Origin of the sequence: Peribacillus sp. V2I11 (assembly GCF_030817135.1) — a bacterium.
GTDB lineage: Bacteria > Bacillota > Bacilli > Bacillales > DSM-1321 > Peribacillus > Peribacillus simplex.
In genome coordinates this window covers 351,148-367,451 of the sequence record NZ_JAUSYW010000001.1, presented here as the reverse complement: position 1 = coordinate 367,451, position 16,304 = coordinate 351,148, and the positions used below count along the sequence as shown (strand labels likewise).

At 35.7% G+C, this 16,304-nt stretch carries 14 protein-coding genes and 2 pseudogenes; 15 read left to right on the top strand and 1 reads right to left on the bottom strand.

What is annotated here, in order from left to right; translation table 11 throughout:
• Nucleotides 1–359: 359 nt before the first annotated feature.
• Nucleotides 360–1,673, top strand: a complete 1,314-nt coding sequence (locus QFZ73_RS01690) for an HAD family hydrolase (protein ID WP_307262216.1) — start codon at nt 360–362, stop codon at nt 1,671–1,673.
• 545 nt (nt 1,674–2,218) lie between these two features.
• On the opposite strand, the pseudogene QFZ73_RS01685 reads toward QFZ73_RS01690, so the two are convergent.
• Nucleotides 2,219–2,801 (bottom strand): annotated as a pseudogene (locus QFZ73_RS01685) (IS110 family RNA-guided transposase); the annotation flags it as partial.
• A 231-nt stretch (nt 2,802–3,032) separates the two neighbouring features.
• Between QFZ73_RS01685 and QFZ73_RS01680 the strand changes: the two are divergent.
• From QFZ73_RS01680 to QFZ73_RS01615, 14 genes and pseudogenes are all read left to right on the top strand, one after another.
• Complete coding sequence (locus QFZ73_RS01680; protein ID WP_307262213.1) at nt 3,033–3,608, top strand: TetR/AcrR family transcriptional regulator; 576 nt, start codon at nt 3,033–3,035, stop codon at nt 3,606–3,608.
• 110 nt (nt 3,609–3,718) lie between these two features.
• Nucleotides 3,719–3,856, top strand: coding sequence for a hypothetical protein (locus QFZ73_RS01675; RefSeq protein WP_307262209.1), 138 nt, complete (start codon nt 3,719–3,721; stop codon nt 3,854–3,856).
• A gap of 9 nt (nt 3,857–3,865) precedes the next feature.
• On the top strand, nt 3,866–4,567 hold the full coding sequence (locus QFZ73_RS01670; protein WP_307262204.1) for an alpha/beta fold hydrolase: 702 nt from the start codon (nt 3,866–3,868) through the stop codon (nt 4,565–4,567).
• A gap of 14 nt (nt 4,568–4,581) precedes the next feature.
• Nucleotides 4,582–5,319, top strand: a complete 738-nt coding sequence (locus tag QFZ73_RS01665; RefSeq protein ID WP_307262200.1) for an alkene reductase — start codon at nt 4,582–4,584, stop codon at nt 5,317–5,319.
• Nucleotides 5,320–5,370: 51 nt separating this feature from the next.
• The gene (locus QFZ73_RS01660; RefSeq protein ID WP_307262197.1) at nt 5,371–5,640 is read left to right on the top strand and encodes a hypothetical protein; all 270 of its coding nucleotides are present in this window, start codon (nt 5,371–5,373) and stop codon (nt 5,638–5,640) included.
• Between the two features lie 103 nt (nt 5,641–5,743).
• Nucleotides 5,744–6,735, top strand: a pseudogene (locus QFZ73_RS01655) (NADP-dependent oxidoreductase).
• Between the two features lie 391 nt (nt 6,736–7,126).
• Nucleotides 7,127–7,483 carry a DoxX family protein gene (locus QFZ73_RS01650; protein WP_251437566.1) on the top strand — a complete coding sequence of 119 codons (357 nt, stop codon included), beginning with the start codon at nt 7,127–7,129 and terminating at the stop codon, nt 7,481–7,483.
• Nucleotides 7,484–7,513: 30 nt separating this feature from the next.
• On the top strand, nt 7,514–8,281 hold the full coding sequence (locus tag QFZ73_RS01645; RefSeq protein ID WP_307262190.1) for a pirin family protein: 768 nt from the start codon (nt 7,514–7,516) through the stop codon (nt 8,279–8,281).
• 47 nt (nt 8,282–8,328) lie between these two features.
• Nucleotides 8,329–8,772, top strand: coding sequence for a MarR family winged helix-turn-helix transcriptional regulator (locus QFZ73_RS01640; protein WP_307262187.1), 444 nt, complete (start codon nt 8,329–8,331; stop codon nt 8,770–8,772).
• A gap of 138 nt (nt 8,773–8,910) precedes the next feature.
• The gene (locus QFZ73_RS01635) at nt 8,911–9,315 is read left to right on the top strand and encodes a DUF1259 domain-containing protein (RefSeq protein WP_307262184.1); all 405 of its coding nucleotides are present in this window, start codon (nt 8,911–8,913) and stop codon (nt 9,313–9,315) included.
• A gap of 125 nt (nt 9,316–9,440) precedes the next feature.
• Nucleotides 9,441–10,783 (top strand): IS3 family transposase gene (locus QFZ73_RS01630; RefSeq protein WP_307262181.1). Its coding sequence is split into 2 segments (ribosomal slippage): nt 9,441–9,882 and nt 9,882–10,783, totalling 1,344 coding nucleotides; the frame shifts between segments, so codons are not numbered across the junction.
• Nucleotides 10,784–11,613: 830 nt separating this feature from the next.
• Complete coding sequence (locus QFZ73_RS01625) at nt 11,614–12,954, top strand: sensor histidine kinase (protein ID WP_251437563.1); 1,341 nt, start codon at nt 11,614–11,616, stop codon at nt 12,952–12,954.
• Entirely contained in the window at nt 12,951–13,586 is a 636-nt protein-coding gene (locus QFZ73_RS01620) for a response regulator (protein WP_251437562.1), read from the top strand. Before QFZ73_RS01625 ends, QFZ73_RS01620 begins: the two co-directional genes overlap by 4 nt.
• Before the next feature lie 619 nt (nt 13,587–14,205).
• Nucleotides 14,206–15,537 carry a peptide MFS transporter gene (locus QFZ73_RS01615; RefSeq protein ID WP_307262173.1) on the top strand — a complete coding sequence of 444 codons (1,332 nt, stop codon included), beginning with the start codon at nt 14,206–14,208 and terminating at the stop codon, nt 15,535–15,537.
• Nucleotides 15,538–16,304 lie beyond the last annotated feature (767 nt).

Sequence of the window (16,304 nt, the reverse complement as noted above, 5' to 3'; positions counted from 1 at the left end):
TTTGTATTACCATTTAATTGATAATAGGTTAAAAAACATTTTGGAGGTAACTAATAAAAAATAAACAAGATGATTGGTTTTTTTGTTGTCCGATGTTTGGAATTCTAGTACCTTTCTAATGTAGCTCTTTTGTGATTTTTGAGCAAAACGGGCGCTTAATTGAATAAGGATCACAGAAATGATCAATCTTTTTTATAAAGTACAATTGTTAAAAAAAGAACCACAAATAAATGTTTGACTATTTTGGAAATTCTTGATAATATTTACGCATAAAAGAATCAATCGGCAATGGCGCCTGTTTCAATAGCTAATAACGAGCTATTGGGCAGGCGTCTTTTGTATTTTTCAGGGGGGATAATATGAATAATAGAACCAAATTAAAATCTTTATTTGGCATGATCGTTATTTGCTTGTTTTTGTCTGCTTCCTTAGGAGCGGCTGCAAGCGGAAAAGCAGTTTCGAGTCTACAAAAAAGGGAGGGCCATTGTATTCAAGTGTTGGATAAAGGAGAATGGGCTCCTGACACCTATAAGTCTGTTCAAAACCTAATTGATAAGCATGGTGCTGGAAGTACAGGATACGATCCAAATCGAAAACCTTATGTTGTTTTTGATTGGGATCATACGAGCATCATGAATGATACGGAGGAGGCCCTCTTTCTTTATCAAATTGATCACTTGGCATATAACATGCAACCGGAAGAGTTTTATGAAGTGATCAAAAAGAATGTGCCGAATGGACCCTTTTCACACGAGTTTAAAAACCTTCAAGGAGATGCGGTCACTCTCAAGGAAATCGCTGAGGATCTGAAGCGCGATTACGAATTTCTTTATTCCAACTATAATGGGATGAATGGAAAAGAGCGGTTAGAAACGCTTCATTCAACTGATCAATTTAAAGATTTTAAAGCGAAAATGTACTTTCTGTATGAAGCCATTGGGGAAACATACGGTGTTGAAATTGGATATCCATGGGTGCTTTATTTATTTGCCAACATGTCGACCGAAGAAGTTCAGCAGCTTGCAGAGGCTTCAAATGATTATAATTTAGGGGCGGAAATGGCATCGGTGACGCTTATAAGTCCTGGGTCCATGTTAGGAAAAGCTGGTACTGTTCAAGTTACCTATACAACAGGACTGCGTCTGGCCTCGGAAATCGCAAACTTAATGCATACTTTTATGGAGAATGGGATTGACGTTTATGTTATTTCGGCTTCGATGGAAGAGGTGGTGGAGGTATTTTCGTCAAATCCAAAATACGGCTACAACCTTCCAAAGGAAAATGTCTTTGGGATGAGATTAAAAAAGAAGGAAGGAATTACTCAAGCAGAATATGAAGACAATTGGCCAATCACTGCTCGAGAAGGTAAGGTGGAAGTGATCGAACACGCGATCTCCAAAACGCGGGGCGGATACGGTCCGATATTCATAGCGGGAGACAGCAGCACAGATTATGAAATGCTGACAATTAAGAGTTTGAAACTCGGTTTAATTATCAACCGCCTCAAAACAGGTGATATCGGCAAGCTTGCGAAAACAGCTGCAGAACGGATGGGCAAAAACAACCCGAAATATGTTCTCCAAGGAAGAAATGAGAATACAGGCTTATGGATACCGACTGAATACACGATCAAGCTTGGGTCAAATGAAGAAAAATTGTTGGCGAATCCATAAAAAGATTCGTCCCAGGAGATTAAGTCACACTCGGAGTATAAAATAAAGATTGATCATGACATCTTAGACTCGCTTTTATACATTCAATTTTCCAAAACATAACCAAAATCAATGTGAATCATGCACCCTATTCCATTAAGCCATTTTAAATGAAGATAAATCTTCTACTCTCATTTCGTAAACATAAAGTATTTTGGGTTTTACCTATTGAAGAATTAAATCAAATTCGGTAGAAAAAACAAACGTATTTATATAAAAGTAATTGAAATTCAAGAAAAGGGCGCTTTCCTGTAAGAAGGATCGCGCTCATTTTTACATTTAAGGGCCATTTAATGGAATAAGACTTACAAACAAAACTGGATATTTATATTAATATTGGTGTGAGAATGTGAAGAAATGTACTTAAACTAAACCAGCTAATAGTTTGTCAACATTTATCAATAAAAACTAAAAATATTTCATGCTATACTAAAAATATGCATGCCAAATTACCTTCCAATGAACTGCTTTTGGAAAGTTTAGTTATATTTAGTTATACTTTTCAACTAGGCCAGGTCTTGGAAAGTCGAGTTGTTTTGTAATAGTGCATATATCCATTGTAGAAGCTTATTAGCACATGCTATAACAGCTACTTAATAGGGCTTTCCTTCTTTCCGTTTCTTATCATAGAACTCACGTAATCTCTTGTTACGAGGGATAACTTCATCAGTCGTTTTCTTTTGCGACATCACGAATGGCACATCGAACAGCCATATATAAGGCATGCCGTAATCTACTCGAACCTCTTTTGGTTATTTTGTTTACGGATCCCTTGAATCTACCAGATTCAAAGATACTAGGATCAATTCCTGCAAATGCTACGAGTTTTTTAGGGTGATTAAACCGATCAATCTCACCAATTTCAGAAATAATCGTTGCCGCGATTTTTTCACCGATACCAGGGATTGATTGGATTATCTTATATTCTTCAATTTCTTTAGCCAAAGCACCTATCTCTTCTTCCAACTTTGATAGGTGCTTTTGGTATTCTATAAGCATTTTGATATACATTTCTAAGCTCATTATATGACTTTGATACAGTGTTGTCTGAAAGGGATTTTTAGCTGCTGCAGCTATAAGTTTCTTTGCGAAATGTTTGGCGGTACCCCTAAGTGAAAGTTAATGGATAACATTGTGATATGCAGCAAATGTGTTGGGGATTATTGGTTAGTTATAATTCTTTACTAATCGTTCTAAAAAGGGTATTATTTAATCATGGTTTGAAATTCATGTGTTTATTTTAGAACGTTCATTCTATAATGGATTATGACGTTTGTTTTTGTTAGTATTGGTTCATGGATTTTTTTAAGGAGAAATAAAATGGCCAGAAGTAAAGAGTTTGACGAAAAAGCAGTATTAAGAAAAGCAATGGAGCTTTTCTGGGAACAGGGTTATGAAAAAACATCCATGCAAGATTTGGTGGATCATATGGGGATACACCGCAGGAGTATATATGACACATTTGGTGACAAGCGTTCATTGTTTTTAGCTTCCCTTAATCACTATGAAGAGCTCATCGTCAATGAGATGGAAAGCATAATTAGCAGCACTTCATCCATTAAACAGGCGATATGTGATGTTTTTATTTTCATACTGAATCCCATTGAACAATACCCAAAAGGTTGTTTATCAGTAAATGCTGCCATTGAATTATCTTTGTTGGACAAAGAAATTGGACGCATAGTTACAAAAATGTTTAACCGTACTGAAGATATGTTTAATAACCTTATAAAACGGGGCCAAACTAGTGGAGAGCTATCAAAAGAAATCGATTCTGATAACACATCTCGTTTTTTACACAACAATTTGGTAGGTATAAGAGTACTAATAAAAACTAATTACAATAAAAAAGAATTAGAAGGCATCATCACTCTAGCACTTTCAGTGTTGGACTAGCTTTCTTTTTTTACTCTTTTTAGAACGCTCATTCTAAAATTAGCATGAAACGAACCATCATAATGCATACTTATAAAATCGTTTTTTAATTTCTAAGGAGGAACACAAAAATGACAAACTTTAAAATACCAACAGAATCAGAATTTATTGAAGCAGATGGAACTCGTTACGCATATAGAAAATTTGGTACACAAGATGGTATACCAGTAGTATTTCTTGTTCACTTTAGAGGAACGATGGAAAACTAAGATCCAATCATGCTTGAACCTATTGCAAATACACGCCCAGTAATCTTATTTGACAATAAAGGGGTTGGTGAGACCGATGGACTAACGCCTACTACAATTGCTGATATGGCAAAAGATACAGCAACATTTATAAAAACTCTTGGATTAGAACAAGTTGACATTCTTGGTTTTTCGATTGGTGGCATGGTTGCACAAGAGCTAGCTTTACAAGAAGGAGATTTAGTAAGAAAAATTATTATGGCAGGTACTTCGCCTGAATCTGGTATTAATCCAAATCCAGAGATTTTTGAAAGAATGAATCGTCACGGCGGAACGGAAGAAGATGGAATAAATGATTTTATGTTCTTTTTCTACGAACAAACCGAAACAAGTAAATCTGCAGGAATGGCTTCACTACAAAGAATTTTTAATCAGAAAAAAGTAAACAGTTCAGAACAAGTAAAAGAGGCACAATTACAAGCCATTGCAAAATGGGCTAAACAAAAATCTAATCATGATTATGAATGGTTACAAAACATCAAACACCCTGTACTTGTTACTAATGGTGTTAATGATGTGATGGTACCGACTAAAAACAGTTATATCTTAACAGAGAAATTACCCAAAGCACAGCTGATTATATATCCTGATTCTGGTCACGGGCATCTGTTTCAATTTCCAGAACTATTTGCAGAACACGTAAATTCATTTCTTGATTCTAATTCTTATTAAAAAGGAGTATTCATATGAGCAGTTTATTTGAAAAAGTTCGTATCGGAAACATTGACTTAAAAAATCGTATAGGTATGGCTCCGATGACTAGAAGTAGAGCTTTACCAGATGGTACGCCGAGCGATTTAGTAGCAGAGTACTATGGTCAGCGTGCTTCAGTCGGTTTAATTATAAGCGAAGGAACCCAACCTTCAGATGATGGGCAAGGTTACACTAAGACACCTGGTATTTATACAGAAAATCATATTAAAGGGTGGAAAAAAGTAACTTCTAAAGTTCATAGTGAAGGTGGTCATATTTTTGTTCAGCTTATGCATGTGGGACGTGTATCACACCCTGATAACACACCTCACCACCGCCAAGCAGTTGCACCGTCAGCTATTGCACCTGGTGTAGAAATTTTCACGGCAGAAGGAATAAAAGAAATTCCAACACCAAGAGAATTGAGTGAGCTTGAGATAAAAGATGTTATCCATGAGTTTCGTTTAGCAGCACGTTCAGCAATTGAGGCTGGTGCAGACGGAGTTGAAATTCACGGAGCGAATGGTTATCTGATCCAACAATTCCTTAGTGAAAACTCCAATCATCGTCAAGATGCATACGGTGGTACGATTGAGGGTCGTTCTCGATTCGCTATTGAAGTAGCTAAAGCAGTTGTTGATGAAATAGGAGCAGAAAGAACGGGCATACGTTTTTCTCCTCAAGGAACACTGCAAGGCATTGATGAGGGGGAAAATAGCCTTGAGATGTAACGCTATTTAATAAGTGAATTAAATAAGCTTAACCTTGCATATTTGCATTTAATGCACTTTGGAAACGAGCAATTCCTAAAAGATGTGCGTCAACTTTGGGATCAATCACTTCTTGTTAACCGTCCAGGTCTTCCGCTAGATCAACTTTCGTCTGATGTAGATAATAATCTTGCAGATGTTGTCACAGTAGGCACTTGGGTACTAGCTAATCCAGACTTTGTAGAACGGATTCAATCAGGTGCTCCCCTAAACGAACCTGATAAAAACACGCTCTATGCAGGAGGAAAAGATGGTTATACAGATTATCCTTTCTTAAAATAATTTATTTATTATGAATATCCCATCTAGGGATATTCATAATCTTTTTTCTTAGGTTCGTTATGAAAAGATGCATGTGTGTTAAATAAAAATGTGGAGGATTGTAATGAAAGCTTTAGCAATTGAAAACTACGGTAAAAAACCAAATTTTTTATACTTCCCTATGCCCAAAATAAATAATGACGAGGTCTTAGTTGAGATATATGCGGCAAGTATAAATCCTCTTGATACAAAAATTCGAAAAGGTGAATTAAAATTATTATTGAAATACAAGATGCCGTTAATTTTAGGAAACGATTTTTCTGGAAAAATTGTTGAAGTAGGTACTAGTGTCACGAAGTTTAAAGTCGGTGATGAGGTATATGGTCGACCTAGAGCAAATAAAATGGGAACTTTTACTGAATATCTCTCTGTTAACCAAGAAGATATTGCATTAAAACCTAAAAATTTAAGTTTTGAAGAAGCCGCCTCCATCCCTCTAGTCGGATTGACATCCTACCAAGCTTTACATGATATTCTGCGAATTGAAAAAGGACATAAAATATTAATACATGCAGGATCAGGGGGAGTAGGAACATTTGCTATCCAACTTGCAAAACATATGGGTGCTTTTGTCGCAACTACAGCTAGTGATGGTAGTGATTTAGTAAAATCTCTTGGGGCTGACGAAGTTATTAATTACAAGACAGAAAAGTTCGAACATTCGATTCATGACTACGACGCAGTTCTTGATACCATTGGGGGGGCGACATTAGAGAGATCATTTGTAACATTAAAAAAAGGAGGAAAGATTGTTTCTATATCTGGAATCCCGAATGGTCGCTTTGCTAAAGAAAACGGATTTAGCTCATTTAAAAAAACCTTATTTTCAATTGCAAGTTATAAACTTACGAAGCTAGAAAAAAGACATAATGTCCAATACACGTTTATTTTTATGAAGCATAGTGGAGAGCAATTAAAATTTTAACAGAAATGTTAGAGTCAGAAGTGATTAAGCCTACACTTGATAAAGTTTTTATTTTCGAAGATGCCCAAAAAGCATTGGAGTATGCAGAGGCGGGAAGAGTAAAAGGAAAAATAATACTTAAATTAAAATAATTAGTCTTATCTAACAAACCTTTCCTTAGGTAGAAAGTGTTTGTAGAAGTTTCTTATGAAAGAATCCGATAAAAAGATCGATTGACTTGCCCGACCAAGGTTCTTAGAGAATCTATTACCTAGCAAACAAACGGTTTGATTTCTATTCTAACGGATTGCTTGAGTTGAAGAATGGAGGAAATGGCGACACCTCTTTTTTCTTCTTCAACAAACGAGCAGTTTAGGTTAATAAAAATGGTGAATTTGAAATAACTGCATGACACCTCAATAACTAAATTGAGGTATTTTTTTGTTGACATAAAACATACCCTAATGTTAGGATATGTTTATCCTGAAGTTAGGATATATCATTTTAGGATAAATAATATTAGAATAAAGGGAGAGAAAATTAATGGTTGTTTTATCAATTATTCTTCAAGTTATATTAGGATTAGGATTCCTAATGTTTGGATTTATGAAATTCGGATCAAAGCAAATGGTGGAAGGGTTTAAGCATTATGGGTATCCAGGATGGTTTAGAGTGTTTACAGGATTGGCAGAAGTCGTTTCAGCGGTATTAGTTATCGCAGGTATTTGGAATGAGAGGTTAGCTGCATGGGGAGGGTTATTCATTGTAGTAACGATGATTGGTGCCGTTTTTACTCATATTAAAATAAAAGATACTGTAAAACAAATGATGATGCCGATCATTTTATTAATTCTTGGATTAGTAGTATTACTTATAAATTTTGGATCTTTGCTTGGATAAATAGACAATTACTCTATAGGAGGGATTTAAATGGAAATTAAAATTATTAAACCACAGTATCAAGCGAATGGGCAGTTTGATGACGGTAAAATTAAAGAGCAAAAACCGATTGGTTTTTCTGGAGAAGGGTCTCTAATAAATCGACTAGGACCATTATTTTACTGGGCTTGGGGTCATTCTCAGGAACCGGCAGAAATTGGACTGCATCCACATCAAGGCTTTGAAATCATCACCTATGTGATAAAGGGTAAAGCTTATCATCGGGATACACTTGGTACGGAAAGTGTTGTAGAAGAAGGGGGAACCCAACTCATGCAAACAGGCTCCGGTGTGTATCATGCAGAAGCATTAAAAGAACCATCGGAAATCTTTCAAATCTGGTTTGAACCACATTTAAGTCAAGCTGTAAAACGTACACCTGCTTATTCACAATACGATTCCAATGATTTTTCTTTAACGGGTGAAGATGGTGTGAAAATTAAAACAATACTAGGAAATGATTCACCAATGAAAATCGTGACAGATGCTCAGATGTGGGATGTACTCATTCCAAAGGGAACAGTATATACTCATCGCCTTTCATCGAATCGTACATTAGCTGGTTTAGCCATCAGAGGCCATGGAGATTTTTCTTTAGACACGAATGAACCCACTCGTTTAGCAGAAAAAGATTTTTCCATCGTTCAATCAGTACAGGGTGGAGACGTAACAATTCAAGCATTAGATAAAGACTTTAGGATCTTCCTAATTGAAGTTCCGACTGAAGTTGATTATCCTTTATACAGAAAACCAAAATAACCAATTGTAATTTCAAAAGTTAGTCGTAATAGGAGGAGGTTCGGTGAATGTATCAAGGAGATGAACAAAGCGAGATTGATTTACGTCTTTTCCGCATCTGGCTTAAGGCAAGTAAAACTATTTTTGGTCATGTTGTTAAAGATATTGAAAGACACGGAATTAGTTCAGAGAATTTTATGATTCTGGAACTTCTTTATAATAAGGGCCCCCACTCAATTCAAAAAATTAGTGAAAAATTATCTATTCCTAGTGGAAGCATCACTTACGTTGTGGATAAACTTGAAAAAAAAGAATTTGTTAAAAGGGAACCAAATCCAGTAGACCGTCGAGCTTCAAATGTAATTCTAACTGACAAAGGTCAAAGTTTATTTAAAGAAATCTTTCCCCAACACGTTGAAGTCATATCTGAAAATTTGTCTTTTATAAGTAATGAGGAAAAAATACAGTTAATGGATCTTCTCAAAAGGCTTGGACTAGGTGCACAAGATTGAGATAACAAGATAAATAAGTAAGTGTTTTTATGAATTGACCCAATCCACTCATTTGCCCAATCTTAAATAATCTACTCTCATACAATAAAACCAGAGTACTAAAAGGTACAAATGGTTTTATTATAAGGAGTGAATATTATGGGTAAGGAATCAAAAAGGGATTTATGTAGTGAATTTGCAAGGATTCTTGACGGTGATGCAAGTTTTATGAATGGAGTATGTCTAGTTCAAAGATTTAGAGACATACCATTTAAAATCCTTGGAAGGAGAACTAATTCACCGTTAGTAAACCCTCAATTTTTCACCTTTGAGAATTTAGATAGTAAAGGAAATGCACTAAATCTAGGTGAAACAGTTCTACTTCAAGTCGAGGTAAATCCATTGTTAACAGAATTAAGAGAAAGGGATATTATTGTAACTGCAGTTCATAATCACTGGTTGTTTGAAAATCCTAGAGCCATGTATATGCATTTTGAATCAATCGAACCACCACTGGAATTTGCTCGAAAAGTTCGGGAAGCATTCAAAGTTTTAAAAGGTTGAGTTGAAAAAAATTTTAATCAGGAGCTGGAATCAGCTCCTTTTGTTATGCAACTCCCATGAAAATTAAAAAAGCTCAGAATTGAACTGCACCCCAATTGTTAGACACCATCTAACAAGCTTTTTTTATGACAAAATATTCATTAGAGTTGAAATTAAAATCTGTCCTTGCTTATTTAGAAGGAATAGACTCATTTAGAACTGTAGCCAATCAATTTAATATCAGTTTGACTCCTTTAAAGCAATGGGTGGCGCATTATAAAGAACATGGGATAGAAGGGCTAATGTCTACCTATACAAATTATGATATTAGCTTTAAGATGGATGTACTAAACTATATGAACGATTTTGGAGTGTCTAGTACCCATGCAGCTGCTGTGTATAACATTGCTTCTCCTTCTACTATTACTAATTGGCTAAAGCAATTGGAGGAGTACGGAGTTGACGCTCTTAAAACGAAGAAAAAGGGGCGTCCATCCATGAAAAAAGAAACGAAGAAAAAACCAGTAGAAGGGTCATTAGAGGCGTTACAGGCTGAAAATGAAAGATTACGTGCAGAGAATGCATATTTAAAAAAGTTGAGAGCCTTAGTTCAAGAAAGCGAAGCGTCCGAACGCAAAAAGCGAAAGTAGTACATGAACTAAGGGAAGATTTTAATTTAAAGCTACTTCTGTCCGTCGCAAATCTCGCAAGGAGTACCTATTATTATTGGATAAACGCCTTCGGGTGTCAGGATAAATACGAAGAAATAAAGCCAGTTATCCAGGAGATATTTCATACGAATAAAGGGAGATACGGGTATCGACGCATTACATTGGAATTACGTAATAGGGGGATTTCAATGAACCATAAAACGGTCCTTCGATTGATGAAGGAGTTGGGACTAAAGTGTCTGGTCCGTATGAAGAAATACCGTTCATACAAAGGCAAGATTGGAAAGGTTGCGCCTAATATCCTCAATCGTAATTTTAAGGCAACAAAGCCAAATCAAAAATGGGTTACGGACGTAACTGAATTTCATTTACACGGTGAGAAGTTGTATTTATCGCCCATTCTAGACTTATTTAATGGAGAGATTATTGCTTACAATATCGAATCACGTCCTGTTTATCCCTTAGTCTCCAAGATGCTTGACCAAGCCTTTATGCGATTGGAATCGAAAGATTCCCCCGTTCTCCATTCAGATCAGGGCTGGCATTACCAGATGAAACAATACTCACATGATTTGAAAAGACATAACATTCTACAAAGCATGTCCCGCAAAGGAAATTGTTTAGACAATGCCGTCATAGAAAACTTCTTTGGCTTACTGAAATCGGAATTACTTTATTTACAGAAGTTCGACAGCATGGAGCATTTCAAAAAAGAACTGGAAGATTATATCCATTATTACAATCACCGACGAATCAAAGTAAAATTAAAAGGCATGAGCCCAGTAGATTACCGGGTTCATGCCCTCAAGGTTGCCTAATTAAATAAAGTGTCTAACTTTTTGGGTTCACTTCAAATCCAGAAAAAACAACGGACCCAGTAAAAAACGCTTTTAAAAAAAGGGCTGAGCCTTATGAGTGATCTGATTGAGTTTGGTAAATCGTTAAACAAAAACCTCTAATCATAGCAAAATAAGTAAACCCTATTGGGATGCTTTTGTTTTCTTAAGATTACTATAATTTAGAGTCCCATATAACTTATTCCAAAATATAAATATGAACCATCTGTAGGGAAAGCTGGTTCTCCTGTTTTACACAGACAAACTAAGCGCCATAATATATCTGGGCTTATTATCGCGTGATTGGATGTTCATAAATTTAGTTACATACAAGGATATTATTTACATTCATTCTCTTGATCGTTTTGGTCGGAACAAATAGGAGATTCTAAAAGAGTGGAATGACATTACAAAAAAATTTCCATGCGGATATCGCAATGGATTTTCAATGGTGGGAGAATACTTTGCCTGTTCTGCCAATTTATATATTTATATACATCTATTTTAAAAATTTAGCTTTGAAATGAATTCACCCCTTGTTAGAACGGACCCCCTAAACAAACTCAGGATCATATTGATGGACCCAACGCGTAGCATTAGTATATCAAAGATTTAGAGATTACTTGCAAGATGTTCAAATTTTTGCACCAGAGCCCGTTATTTTATAATTTTCATATTTACGATGAATTGCGTATAATGAGATTATGGAAGGGTATACATAAATTTAAATAAATAAGAAGTGAAGAATTGGTTTCATTCTATTCATGTAATTTCTGTATATAAGCAATTAATCTATTAAAGGTGAAATAATTATGATAGCTAGTCTTATGAAATCTTGGACAATATGGATGAAAATTGGAGTAATTTTAGTCGGAGTATTCTTACTAACGTGGTTGGGTCCTGACGAAATCGGGCTTACTGATTTGCTTATTTCATTAAGAGAAGATGAAGAAACAGGTAATTCGTTAATGCTTGCCGTTTTTTTGTTAGTATCTTTAAATACAGTTTTAGCTTTGTTTCATTATATTGGTGCACTGCTGTTGGGAGATGAAATCGGTGATCGTTTAAACCGTCCATGGTTAAAGATTATCATTCCTCTTATTGTTATTCCTCTCGTCTATATCGTGATAAATGTTTATTATTCTTTAACATACTCATTTAGCGCATATGCGTTGTTATTGCTCTTAGCAATCTTATTATTGCAAGCCTTTGGAAAGGATAGGCTAAAGCCTATTATTAAAACAATTATTTGTTCTCAATTAATCTTTGGGATTGAATGGCTGAATGAGATTCCTTCTTTATCTAAATATGGATTTGGTGAAGGATCGATTTCAAAGGAAATAAAAGATATAGCAGTTCAAATTGGATTTGAGCAATCTTTAACATTGTACAGTTTAACTTTGTGTTTAATTTTTATTATTAATGCTGTTATTTTAGCTGTTTATTTTTCATTAGCTGAACAAAAGTGGAGGATAAAACAAGAGCTTCATTATGCGCAGTTAGAAGCAATGCAGTCAAGATCAGGACGAGAAGCACTATATCTGGTCCATGATTTAAAAACACCTCTCACAGCAATTGAGGGGCTAAATTCTTTAATTAGTTTGAAAGTGGACGATACTAAAATTAAAGAATATTGTCAAAAGATTTCATCATCGATTCATTCCGTTAGCGACATGATTTCTGAGATTTTATATGATGATAAAAAACATTGGTGCCGTATAAAAGATTTAGTTGGATACGTCAAATCAAGCAGACTGAGCGGGACAAATCTCATTCTGAAAGTAGACTTTCAAACAAATCCTGAAATTAAAATTTTAATTAATAAAATCCGAATGACTAGGGCATTAGTGAATTTAATTGACAATGCTTACGATGCAGTGAATGGAATAGAAGATGGCAAGATTTTGCTTAAGATAAAAACCTATGAAGATGAACTATGGTTGGGTGTATCGGATAATGGGAAAGGGATTACACCTAAAGAGCAGGAGAAAATATGGAAAGCTGGGTTTAGTACAAAATCGCATCCGGGAATGGGGTTAGCTTTCGTACAACAAGTTGCCAAAGGACATGGTGCATCTTTAGAAATTGACAGCAAGCTTAGACACGGGACAACAATTTGGATTAAACTAGCTGAGAGGAGTGTGTCAAGTTGAATATTTTAGTCATTGATGACGACGCATCAATTCAATATATGCTAAGTGAAATTTGTGAATTTGCCGGCTGGAATGTAAATACGGCTAACAACGGAAAAGAAGGATTAAATGTGTTTGCAGAAAAAGGAGCAGATGTTATTTTAGTTGATTATCATATGCCGGAAATGGACGGAATAAAAACAGTAGGTGAGCTCCGTAACCGTAATGCTGATGTTCCAATTCTTGTATTAACAGTCGATGAACGGCAGGAAATTGCTGATCGCTTTCTTGAAGCAGGCGCAACAGATTTTGCACTAAAGCCTGTAAAAGCGCCTGATATGATTTCAAGAATTCAACTGCATGCTCGCCTTGCAAAATTAACTCAGTCAGCTCCGCAGCAAATATCGATTGAAGAAAAGGATGTATTCACAACAAAGGGAATTAGTAAGAGAACACTTTGTCACATTAGTGATTTTTTACATTCTAATCGTGAACCTTTGTCTGTTGATACAATTTCTAAAGAAGTTGATTTAGCTTATCCGACCGTCTATCGCTATATTATGCATTTACTTGATGAAGGAAAAGTAGAAATTATTGTGAGTTATCAAAAAATAGGAAGACCGAAAAATTTATATCAATGGATTGTTGACTAAAAAACTGCCTTAATACTAGGCAGTTTTTTATTTTAATGGGAACTATGTAGCAGTCGAACCAAATCACGTAATAAGCATTAGCGGACATTGATTTTAAGGTTTTTTTCATCAAAGTGATATCCACTATTAGTACTTAGAGGACAATAAAAATTCCTTATTATTTAACTTATAAGTTTGTTCTAAACTCTTTAAAAGACAGACCTTTAGAGTAAGAAGATGCATTTTTTTCTGTTTTAGGTCCGCTATTACTGGTTATGTAATTTGTCTCCGTTGCCACACAAACCCTATTGCATCAAGAGTTTTTTTCTTTTTTTTCTGTATTTTTATATTTTCTGATAATATAAAATTATTTTGCAACATTAAAAATAATTTAAAATCTAAACACTTTCATTGAACGTCATTTTTTTTAGCAATAAGTATTATTCATTTCGAGAGATTGATTACACAAAGGGGAGACATTGAGGGAAGACATTATTAGTACTGATTCATTTTGCACCAGAGCCACGATTAGAAATGTAAACGTTTCCCATTATACTTATATTGGGTTGGATGGCATTCGTGCCCATCATCGTATTTGGTGTATGGTTTAATATTTAACTAGATTTAGGGGGACTTTATGATGCAAGCAATTTTAAAAAATGATGTTCAGCAGCCAAACCATTCCAGGAAAAAGCACCCTCCTGGACTGTACATGCTGTTCGCGACTGAGGCATGGGAGCGCTTCAGCTATTACGGAATGAGAGCAATCCTTGTTCTTTACTTAACAGCAACTGTTGTAAACGGCGGGCTCGGAGTCGACAAAGCTACGGCTATGGGCATTTACGGATTCTTTACTGGTGCCGTTTATATTACACCAATGATTGGCGGATACTTATCTGACCGTTTCTTAGGCAGAAGATTGGCGATAACGATTGGTGGTATTTTAATGGCGGTTGGTAACTTTTCGCTATTCTCAAGTCAGAGTATGACAGCGCTTTACATAGGTCTTGGTTTATTGATTATCGGTAATGGTTTCTTCAAGCCAAACATCTCGACAATTGTAGGTGATCTTTATGAAGACAACGATCCGCGGCGTGATGGAGCTTTTACCATCTTCTATATGGGTATTAACGTTGGGGCTTTCTTTGCACCATTAGTAGTTGGACTTATGAGCTATAAATATGGGTTCTTGACAGCAGCAATTGGTATGATTGTAGGGCAGATAGTTTTCAACTTATTAGGCAATCGCTATTTAGGTGATATCGGTAAAGAACCTACTGGTAAACCGAAAGTTACAGCTGGTCAAAAAACAGCTGTACCGTTAACGAAACGAGAACAAAAACGTACAACGGCTATCGTTATTTTGGCTGTCTTCGTAATTGCGTTCTGGGCCGCTTTCGAGCAGGCAGGAAGTTCATTGACATTGTATGCTAATGACCAAATTGATCGGAATGTATTTGGTTTTGAGGTTCCAACTGCCTGGTTCCAATCTTTGAACCCATTATTCATCGTTATTTTAGCGCCAATTATGTCTGCTTTATGGTACAAGCTTGGCAGCTCAAAACGCGGTGACTTAAAAACTCCAACGAAGATGGCTCTTGGTTTAGTCACTGTTGGTTTAGGTTTCTTAGTGCTGCTTCCTGCTGTTATGTATACAGGAAACGATACAGCGCTGAAAGTAAACATCCTGTTCATGATTGTAACGTATTTCCTTCATACATTAGCTGAATTAATGATTTCACCAGTTGGTTTATCAATGGTAAGTAAAATCGCTCCAATCAAGCTTGCCTCTCTTCTAATGGGAGTATGGCTGGCAAGTTCCGCGGTAGCTAATATGGTAGCGGGCCAATTAGCTGCATATACGCAGTCTTTAGGTTACCTGGAAATATTCAGTGTAATTGGTTTTGTAACAATTGGTTTAGGTATTGTATTATTTCTTCTTTCAAAGCCAGTAGCAAAGCTGATGGAATAATAAGAAAAGGAGCTGACCCAAAAGGCACATAATGTGCCTTTTAGGTCGAGCTTATTTATTTAGTGTAAAAAATAAAAGAATCGGACCTGGTGTAAGATGAGTCTTCACCACGACCCAAACCAGAAAGGAACGATGAAACATAATGAACTTTCTTTTAAAGAGTTTACCATGGATAACCGGTTTCGGTGCAAGGTATCCATCCGACTTGCCCACACTCAAGTGCACATCATATAAAGTTTAGACCCCTGGGGACAAACTATAAAGTAAAAGAGCTTTTTACTGATTTGGAAACCATTGGAAATGATATAAATACCAATATCTTCTGAAGTGAAGAAAATAGATAAATATTCAGTTGTAATTAACAGAAAATTCTTAATTAACACGAAAATAAGTATATAATATTATAAAACAGTTATCTAAGTTTGTGGGTCACTATTTCTTAATAAGGAGGCGATACTCTTAATCATATACGGAAATTTATTTTATTAGTAGGATGAAGAAAAGGAGAAATTTATCAGTCTAGAAAGGAATTAAAGAAGCTACAGTAGTCGCTGGAATGCGGGTTTGGATATTACGTGTCCACAAAGTCGTTCAATTGGGATTCGCTCCTATTGCAGCCTAGTTTCTGGAGATCAACTTTATGTAGCATTACTTGCTGGGGGAGCTTATCAAATTTTATACAGACTATTTTTAACGATGTGGTTTGGTCAACGCTATAAAAATAAAGCGCTTTCGACAGAATTTATTCAGCCCAGTAGCTAGCCAGT

Excerpts from the sequence above, each read along its gene's own strand:
- QFZ73_RS01615 (WP_307262173.1), top strand. The coding sequence starts at position 14,206 with ATGCAAGCAATTTTAAAAAATGATGTTCAGCAGCCAAACCATTCCAGG.
- QFZ73_RS01645 (WP_307262190.1), top strand. The coding sequence starts at position 7,514 with ATGGAAATTAAAATTATTAAACCACAGTATCAAGCGAATGGGCAGTTT.
- QFZ73_RS01680 (WP_307262213.1), top strand. The coding sequence starts at position 3,033 with ATGGCCAGAAGTAAAGAGTTTGACGAAAAAGCAGTATTAAGAAAAGCA.
- QFZ73_RS01625 (WP_251437563.1), top strand. The coding sequence starts at position 11,614 with ATGATAGCTAGTCTTATGAAATCTTGGACAATATGGATGAAAATTGGA.
- QFZ73_RS01635 (WP_307262184.1), top strand. The coding sequence starts at position 8,911 with ATGGGTAAGGAATCAAAAAGGGATTTATGTAGTGAATTTGCAAGGATT.
- QFZ73_RS01660 (WP_307262197.1), top strand. The coding sequence starts at position 5,371 with ATGCACTTTGGAAACGAGCAATTCCTAAAAGATGTGCGTCAACTTTGG.
- QFZ73_RS01665 (WP_307262200.1), top strand. The coding sequence starts at position 4,582 with ATGAGCAGTTTATTTGAAAAAGTTCGTATCGGAAACATTGACTTAAAA.
- QFZ73_RS01640 (WP_307262187.1), top strand. The coding sequence starts at position 8,329 with ATGTATCAAGGAGATGAACAAAGCGAGATTGATTTACGTCTTTTCCGC.
- QFZ73_RS01670 (WP_307262204.1), top strand. The coding sequence starts at position 3,866 with ATGCTTGAACCTATTGCAAATACACGCCCAGTAATCTTATTTGACAAT.
- QFZ73_RS01650 (WP_251437566.1), top strand. The coding sequence starts at position 7,127 with ATGGTTGTTTTATCAATTATTCTTCAAGTTATATTAGGATTAGGATTC.
- QFZ73_RS01690 (WP_307262216.1), top strand. The coding sequence starts at position 360 with ATGAATAATAGAACCAAATTAAAATCTTTATTTGGCATGATCGTTATT.
- QFZ73_RS01675 (WP_307262209.1), top strand. The coding sequence starts at position 3,719 with ATGACAAACTTTAAAATACCAACAGAATCAGAATTTATTGAAGCAGAT.